Source organism: Cobetia sp. SIMBA_158 (assembly GCF_046566945.1).
Classification (GTDB): domain Bacteria; phylum Pseudomonadota; class Gammaproteobacteria; order Pseudomonadales; family Halomonadaceae; genus Cobetia; species Cobetia amphilecti.
In genome coordinates this window covers 1-252 of the sequence record NZ_JAWJYL010000763.1, presented here as the reverse complement: position 1 = coordinate 252, position 252 = coordinate 1, and the positions used below count along the sequence as shown (strand labels likewise).

Genomic DNA, 252 nt, shown 5'->3' with positions numbered 1-252 from the left:
GTTAACATTACCTTAAACGGTGAGCCAATAGATATTTCGGCTTTTCCTAAGAACCGTTTAGCCAAATTTACATTACCATTAGCAGAGTAGTCGCTATGTTTTCAGAATCACCAATTAAACGCAGAAAATCCACCCGTATTAATGTAGGCAATGTGCCTATTGGCGACGGCGCCCCAATTGCCGTCCAGTCGATGACTAATACCGACACCATGGACGTTGATGCAACCGTTGCACAAATTCAAGCCATACAAG

General features: G+C 43.3%; 1 protein-coding gene. It reads left to right on the top strand.

The genetic code is table 11. The annotated features are described in order from the left end of the window. Positions 1 to 95 precede the first annotated feature (95 nt). On the top strand, positions 96 to 252 hold a 157-nt coding region (locus R2R70_RS21875), incomplete at its 3' end, for a flavodoxin-dependent (E)-4-hydroxy-3-methylbut-2-enyl-diphosphate synthase (RefSeq protein WP_410979178.1).